Genomic DNA, 7,936 nt, shown 5'->3' with positions numbered 1-7,936 from the left:
CTGAAAGCGGAGAACTGGCAGTACGGCACACCATTCTTGTCCGTCTTGTCCTCAATGCTCTTGCCCACCTTGCCGCGGAACTCCATCACGCCCTTGATGCAGTCCTCTGCCTCGTCAGGCTGGTGGCTGATGCTGCTTGCCGACAGGTTGAAATAAAGGACATCGCCCCATTTTCTTGGTACCAATACACCGGCTACCTCAATGCGTTCGCCGATGTTGCAGCTGCCCACCTCCGTCAGTGTCCCATCTTTGATGACCGACACCTCGATGGTCTTGTTAATCCCGCTCTTCGCTGGAATGACTACGTTCATGGCAAAGCTCACGAATGCCTTGCCCTCCTTGTTCGTGCGGCAGGTCGCAGCCTTGCTGACCGTTCCGCACACTGTTACATTACATTTGATCATTGCTCGATACTATTTGAATTATACATATCCATCGTCCAAGTGAAATGTCTTAGCAATGACAATAATCTCTTTTCAATCATCATATACTAGCGCACGTATCAGTTCATAGACTATCCACGCTGCTATGATAAGTTGGAAGCCGAGATAGATGATGGCCACGGTCTGACCGAAAAGCCATTGGGTAAGCATGAAGTGTCCTGCCACAGCTACCATACCCACCAGCAATGTACACAGATGACTTGCTATCCTTTTCATTTCCTTTGCAGATTTTGTTGTTGACTCTCAGCCTCCATCCCTTGCTCGAAGTTCTGCGAAGCCTGCTGTGTCGCCACGATGCCTGTCACCATTCCCGCAATCTTCGTCCGTTTGCTTTCTTCCGACAGATTGGCATTGCCCAAAATGAGCGACAGGCGGTTCATCTCCGAGGAGGTCAGTTCACGGTCAATCTTCACCGTACCGCTCTCTGCATGAAGCACAGTCTTGCCGTTCTCACCCACAGTAATGGTGCATTGCCTCATGCCTGGAACAAGCGAGGTCAAATCTACGAGCCGGTTGGCTGCCATGGCAGAGATAAGTCCTTTTTGTCGTTCCTCATCATTGCTGTCAATCTGCGCTGCCAACATCATCAGCGACATGAAGGTGGTCATCGCCATGTCGAGTATAGGGTCATTCGTTCCCGAAATGCCCACGCCGCTGTCCTCCGAGGAAAGGATTTTCTTCATCCAGTCCTCCGACGAAACCTTCTGCTCCTGTGGCGCATTGCTCTTGTATTTTGCCAACAGGTCATTGCCGTTATGCAGGGCCTGTAGCTTGATGTTGCCTTTCTGTCCGATTTCTGCCAGATAAGCGGCTGGATCCATATCCCTTTTTGAGCCGTCAGCCGATACACTCTTCACTCCGAAATGCAGATGCTCGCCAGTGGTTCTGGTGCCGGTATTTCCCGACACCCCCAACTTCTGACTGGCATTAACCACGTCACCTACCTTTACTGCTATGTCAGACAGATGCAGGTAGGAGCATTGCACCTTGCTGCCATCCTCACGGCTGTATTCCACGGTGACGGATTTCCCTCCTGCCGTGTTCGCATTATGGTTCACCGCCACCACCTTGCCGCCGTTCTCCGTGGCCAACACCGCCTCATGGTTCGTCTTGATGTCAATGCCCTTGTGCATCTGCTGCTTGGTGGCATCCATCGGATCCTGGCGATTGCCGAAAGGCGAGGTGATGAAGAGAAACTCCTCTCGCTCCACAGGAAAGGAATACCCGGCAGACTGCGGTACATGGGCAGCAGGCATTTCTCTACGAGGATTATTCTCCACCCCGAACGACCGACCTTCTGCCCGCATCTCAGCCATCACCTCACTGTCATACTTGTCCAGTCCGTTGGCTTCAATGATGCGCTGCAGACTTGCAGCATAACCGCCGCCCGTGGCATAGCCGGCACGCTCAATGCCCTTCGTCCATCCCTTGTAGTCGTCAGGCGACAGCGTGAAGCACTGCGCATAACGCTTGTTCTGCTTCAGGAACTGCGAGTGATGCTCATAACTGTCACCCACGCTTTTGTACTTACAGAATTTCTCGTTGGGCCTATCATCCGTATAGACTCCATACTCTCCGCCATTCTTCAACCACGATGCCGTAGCCTTGATGCCAAAGTGGTTGTTGCATTCGCGCGACAGTTGGCTCTGTCCGTTGCTGCTCTCCAGTATGGCTTGCGCCAAGATGACGGAGGCAGGAATCCCATACATCCGCATCTGTTCTTTGGCTTCCTCCGCATATTGTGCGGCATACGCTGCGTTCTTTCCCATAAGCCTATCTCCTTAGACTGGTGTGTTGTTCTGTTTCTTGACTTTCCTGTGCCATCTGCTTTCCTGTCTCTTTTCCAGGTGACACCATCTCCGTAATTCCACGCTTCGATGATGTTGTCTGCTTCGGCATTTCCAACTGGTCACAGATGGCCACCCGTTCACCAGCACGAATGAGCTTCGGCAGATAGGTGTCGAGGGCATGATATGGGAATCCTGCCATTGCCAACGGCTTGCCTTCATCATCCTTGCGCCCATTGCTCTTTGTCAGCGTAATATCCAATATTTTGGATGCCTTCACCGCATCATCCTTGTAGGTCTCATAGAAGTCACCGCAGCGAAACAAAAGAATGGCATCAGGATGCTTCTTCTTCAAGTCAAGATATTGTTGGACAAGGGGAGAGACAGCAGCCTTGACAGCCTTTTCATCCTTCTTTTCTTCTTTCTTTTCCTCTTGTTTCTTCTCTTCCCTTTGTTCAGAGCTTTTATCTTCCTTAAGTACCACTTCCTTCTGTTCATCATGCTTATCGACAATTGCCGTCTCCGCTTGCTTCACCTCCGTCGCTTCTTCCTGCTTCTCTTGTGTACTTTGCTCGACATTGTTGTCTTTCTGCAATACATCAGCAAACAGCGAGGCGGCAAGGTTCTGCTTGTAGGAATCCCTGTCAGGAGCCACCCACAATCGTTGCCATTGTGACGGACTGACACTTCTCGGCTGCAACTTCTTGCCGTCAATAGTGGCTGCACACAGGCATTCGCCCGATTTGGCACGGAATACTGCCACACGCTGGATGCGGTTCAAATCAACCTCCTGCTCATTACCTCCGAAGATGTCCACCTTCAGGTCGGGTTTCGCCTCTGCCATAGCATAATACTTCTGTGCCAGTTCCTCACGCACACGCTCGATGTTGTCCATCGACTGCTTCAAGGTGGTGAAGAAATGATTGAGGTCTCCTTTGTCGGGATAGACGGCAAAGCCCTCCTTACCTTCGGGCTTGATGTACAATGCCCACCGCTCCTTGTCATCCTTTACCAACTGCACATTGTCGAAACCGATGTCACGGCTGTGGGTTACGGCCTCAGAAGCATCCAACGAGGATAGGTCTTCGATAGACCAGTTGCGCAGTCTTGATACCGTGATTTTCTTGTCGGCGAAATAACTGTCGTCGGGACGGAAGCCCAAGGCTCCGTCGGGATTGTAGAAACGCACGTTGTCATAACCCTCTTTCTGCAAGGCATTGGTGAAGCGTTGCTTGTTCATGCCCTTGATCTCGTTGTTCACCTCCAACGATGCACCCTGTGGCAGCACCACATCGGCGGTCTTGCTGGCATCATCACGCACGATGACCACAGTACGCTGCTCCTCGTTGGGATGCTGCTTGATTTCGTCTGCTACGAAGTAGTGGTTGGGCAACTGCACCTGTATCTGCGCCGTCTCTCGCTGATGCTGGTCGGTGGCATACTCCACCTTTTCACCCAGTTCGGCTTTCTTCAACACCTTCAGCGCACCGTTCACCTCACTCTCGATGGCATCAATCAGACAAGGGTCTTCCTTCAGTTCCCTCGTCCAATAGTCCACCATGCTAAGGCTGTCCTTTGACAGACGGGCAGGCAGTCCCAGTTCGAGCATCTTCACGCCCGAAGCTATCTCAGTGATGAGTCGTTCCTTCTTCACGGCATCCTCCGACGGGGCTTTGCCGTTCTTCATGACCATGCCCTCACGTGCCAACCGCTGCTGATGACCGGTGGCAGACACCAACTGACGCATCATCTCCTGTACATAGTCATTGTAGTGCTCGAAGTCACGCTGCCGTGGCAGGTAGATGACATCCTTCTCGGTGTCGTAGTGCGCCACACCCGTGCCGTCCTGACGTACATTCACGAGGTTGTCCTTCATCTTCTGAAGGAATCCGTTGACGCACCCATGCAGCTGCTTGTCCTCCTTGTCGCCATAACCTCTATCCTCCACCGTGCCATCCTTCTTCAATGCCGTAGTGTAGGCTGTTTCGTTAGCCATAGGCAGTAGCGTCTGGTCGATATTGAACAGCACACGGATCTCACGGTTTTTCACTCCCTTGTACTGCTGTTTGTCCTGTTCCGACAGTTCTGCGTATGCCTCCTTGGTGATGACATCGTCGGGATTGTTGCGGTTGACGTACTTATTCCAATTGTAATACAGGAACGGCACACCTTTCTCATGCTCCCTCACGCTCTCACCCCGTGCCTTCGCTTCGGAGAACTGCGTAAACAGATTGCTCTTGCAACCCTTGGCATCGGAGTCAAGGGCAAGGACAAGGGCATTGAACGGACTGACCGAAAAGCCCTTGGGATAGAGCTTCGGATAGAGTTTGCCGCTTGCATTCAACCAATGTCCCTTGGCATCCACCGCACTCGTCAGTGCCTCAGTGAGCAGCGACACCTGCTTCTCCGCCGTCCGCTTCTCAAATTCTGATTTCTCTTTCATGCTTTTATCTTTTTGTTTATCTCAATCACATTCTATAATTGGCTTACCAAGCCACCGTTCCCGACAATTTTGTTGTCGGGCTTCACTGTATTCCCCTCGGTCGCACCACGCTCTCCCGTGCCTGCTCTTCGTACTGCATTGCTGCCATCTGTCGCATCTGGTCGTTCTTGGCAAGTATGGCGTTAGCCAATGTATTCAGCGGCAATGCCCCCGACTGATGCGCCCCAATCACACTGTCAGGCAGTTGAATGGTACAAGGCACATGGTCAATGTTGGCAACGAGACACCGCCCTTGCAGCATCGGGTTGCTGATACGAGGATTGAGTGGTTCATCAGGATATTGGCGGTACTGAATGCGAGATGCAGCAGGACTAACTGTAGGTGCAATGCCTTCCTGCTGTTTCCTGCCCAGCACCTCATGTCCCGCTTTGTTGAGCAGATTGGCACCTCCCATACCCATCAACAGCATCTTCAGTATAGGATTCTTCACGAACATTCCAGCCACGATAGAGGCCAAAGGAAGGAGGCTATTGTCCATATTCAGCGATTTTGTCTTGCCAGTGAACAGTCCCACCAGTACATCGGGCAGCATCGCCAACACATAACCAAGGTTCTTGCCGATGTCTGAAAAGCCGTTCAGTCCAAAACTCTGCAACAGCCCGTCCCATCCATTTTCGTTTGTTTGTAAGGCTGTTTCCTCCTGCTGGACTACAGATGGTGTTGCCTCTTCAGTCGATGAATCAGGAGTTTCTTTCGGTTCTGCCTTCTTCTCCTTCTCAGCCTCTGCATCCAGTCTCGCCTTAACCTCCAGATACTCGTCTTCCTGTCCAGGCGCAACTATCAAGGGCACATCCTTGTACTTGCCTGTACGTTTGGTTGCTTCGTTTCTCTGAGGGTCAAGGAACGTACCTTTGTTCCAAGGAAAAGAGGTCTGCTCGGTTTGTTTCGTCCAATCCATAAAAGTGATATTGCTCGTGGGAATCTTGTTCTTGAAATGGCTGTTGGTAGCCTTGATATAGCTGTTCTCGTGGTTCTTGATGACTTTTGCCTGTTTGCGGAATGAGGCGAAGACGTTGGTGCCCGTACCGAAAACTCCCTTGCTGATACACTCCTCGACACAGACCTCTTGGCTGCTACCTTTCTTGCTTAGGTGCTCCATGCCGACATTCATCACCATATCGATACCGACAAACTTGGCGAAGGTTGCCCATGAGCCAATCCCTCCCATGGCCACGACATCGGCACCCGCTCCGGCTGCCCATCCCGCTGCCTTCTCTGTTCGAGAGGGCTTATAGGCTGCCTCTCCTTTGGCTTCTATCTCTGCGGCAAGGGGTGACTTGTTCAGTTCGTAGGGCAGACCGAACAGACTGCTTTGTGCCGCCTTGCGGATGATATAGTCGGCAGAAGATGTTGGCATACGGTCTTTCACCATTTTTTCTATCATCAGCTGCTCCATGCGGTGATCGATATAGGCGTATGCCAAATCACAACCGAGTTGTTTAGAGAGTGCATCGTACCGCTCTCGTCCTATCTCCGTCACCACCGCCTTGCGCCATTCCTCAGCCATCACGGCAAGGTCACGCTGCATATCCTTGTTGCCGACAATAGCCTCCTTGCACATCGCCAGATAGTCTCGGTGGTCTTGCTGTTCCACTTGCCTGTAATCTTCAGCGTGGCGTATGGGTCATCACCAGGCATATTGGCAGTGGCCAATGAGCGTAGGATGCCAGCCGTACTGTTGGAGTAGGCTCGCATCTCGTCTGCCTGTCTGTTGGACAAGTCCCGTTGCACCCTGCCCATCACGGGGGCAAGGTGACACCCGAAGTAGTCGCCCATCAGACGCTCTATCTCTGCGAATCGCTGACTGTTCTTAACTGCCATATACCTTGTTTATATATTATACTGCTGTAATATCTGTTCCTTTGTCTGCTCGATGGCATTGTGATATATCTCCATCTGCTTAGGATAGTGTTCCTCCAACCATGCGTCCTTGTCCACTTGGCAGTGGATGAACTGCACGGCCATACGTTCCTCAATCTCCACGGAGGGTTCCCCCTCTTCCTTACCATTGAACCATGCCTTTGTCCACCATCTCACGCCAGCCCGGTCGGGATAGACGCTCACTATCCTCGGAATGTCGAAGCTCTGGATATCCACGTCCAAGTCGGCAAGAGGGTCGATGATGCCGTCATGCGTCAGGGCTTGCTCTTGGAGTTTTTTTTTAACACCTCGTCCATCGTGGAGAGATATACCTGATGTCGCATGGCAAGATAGTTGAGAAAGTCGGCAATGAGCAGGTTCTGCACCTTAGTCGCCAAAGGCATACAGCGGTTGCCGATGCCCAAGGGATTAGCCATGCTCGGCATGGTCTCGTAGAAATAATGCTTGCTCGCTCCCAACGAGAAGATGTTTCTCAACGACTGCTCCGTATGTTCGGGCAGAGAGTATGCTCCTTGTTGAAGGTCCTCGAAGTAGGAGGGAAGGAAGCGGAGCATCAATGCCTCTATCTCCTGACGGTCGGTGTCGTAGGGTGAAGGGATGTTCATGTCCAGTTCATTGATGCCCATTTGGGAATTGTGCTCCAATGCCTTGATATTGCCGTAGAGCATGGTGAGGAACTCCAACGGATTGATTTCCTCTCCGTCAAACCTCACCTCCATGTGCAGCAGGTCGCCACTGATGGCGATGGTCTGACCGGCCTTGACGCTTTGGGAGAAGTTGGCGAAGACATTGGAGAGATGCCTGTAAGTCACTTCGTATTTGCCGTAGCGGATGGTCTGGTAGATGCCATGCTCCGCGTCCGACCCAATGGCAGAGACGGTTCCCGTTGCCACCGCCGACAGCAGGTAATGGTTCACTGAGAAGTCTATGCCGTGATGGAAGAATGTTTCTCCCGTCACGGGATTTTTCTGCTCTCCGTAACCCAAGGACATCTGCACGTCCTGCTTTATAGGCTCCTCAAACGGCATACAGTAGCCGCTCGATGAGCGCAGTATCATTTCTTCTGTATATCTCATATCACTGTATATTGGTTATCGTTTCATCCCTCTGCTTTGGGTCTCTGCTTCTTTCATGTTCTGCCCATGTGAAGACGTACCGCCTCTGTTAGGCAGAGTTTGCGCCACCTTAGAATTGTTCCCGATGATCATCGCTCCAAGCCAGGCACCCGCAATCTTGCTCATCCAACCAAAGCGTCCGAATACCATGAAGGCGGCAGCCACCAGTCCGACGATGCTCATACCCGACACGTTGCCCTTGCCGAT

General features: G+C 51.9%; 6 protein-coding genes and 2 pseudogenes. All 8 read right to left on the bottom strand.

Annotation, left to right across the window (positions count from 1 at the left end; genetic code table 11):
• Nucleotides 1-404: hypothetical protein (locus tag DXA05_RS25300; RefSeq protein WP_128859762.1), on the bottom strand; the 404-nt coding region annotated here is incomplete at its 3' end.
• Nucleotides 405-476: 72 nt separating this feature from the next.
• A complete protein-coding gene (locus tag DXA05_RS25295) occupies nucleotides 477-659 on the bottom strand; it encodes a hypothetical protein (RefSeq protein ID WP_005816263.1) in 183 nt (60 codons plus the stop codon).
• Complete coding sequence (locus DXA05_RS25290) at nucleotides 656-2,212, bottom strand: glucosaminidase domain-containing protein (RefSeq protein ID WP_005816260.1); 1,557 nt, start codon at nucleotides 2,210-2,212, stop codon at nucleotides 656-658. Before DXA05_RS25290 ends, DXA05_RS25295 begins: the two co-directional genes overlap by 4 nt.
• Before the next feature lie 4 nt (nucleotides 2,213-2,216).
• Entirely contained in the window at nucleotides 2,217-4,673 is a 2,457-nt protein-coding gene (locus tag DXA05_RS25285; protein ID WP_128859761.1) for a zincin-like metallopeptidase domain-containing protein, read from the bottom strand.
• Between the two features lie 82 nt (nucleotides 4,674-4,755).
• Nucleotides 4,756-6,554, bottom strand: a pseudogene (locus tag DXA05_RS25280) (hypothetical protein).
• Between the two features lie 9 nt (nucleotides 6,555-6,563).
• The gene (locus DXA05_RS25275) at nucleotides 6,564-6,836 is read right to left on the bottom strand and encodes a hypothetical protein (RefSeq protein ID WP_007897422.1); all 273 of its coding nucleotides are present in this window, start codon (nucleotides 6,834-6,836) and stop codon (nucleotides 6,564-6,566) included.
• Nucleotides 6,837-6,868: 32 nt separating this feature from the next.
• Complete coding sequence (locus DXA05_RS25270; protein WP_005816253.1) at nucleotides 6,869-7,690, bottom strand: M23 family metallopeptidase; 822 nt, start codon at nucleotides 7,688-7,690, stop codon at nucleotides 6,869-6,871.
• Nucleotides 7,691-7,705: 15 nt separating this feature from the next.
• Nucleotides 7,706-7,936 (bottom strand): annotated as a pseudogene (locus DXA05_RS25265) (hypothetical protein); the annotation flags it as partial.

The organism is Bacteroides sp. AM54-2NS (genome assembly GCF_003602935.1).
Taxonomy (GTDB): Bacteria; Bacteroidota; Bacteroidia; order Bacteroidales; family Bacteroidaceae; genus Bacteroides; species Bacteroides xylanisolvens.
Note: the sequence above shows the minus strand (reverse complement) of the source record. Positions and strands in the feature narration are given on the sequence as shown.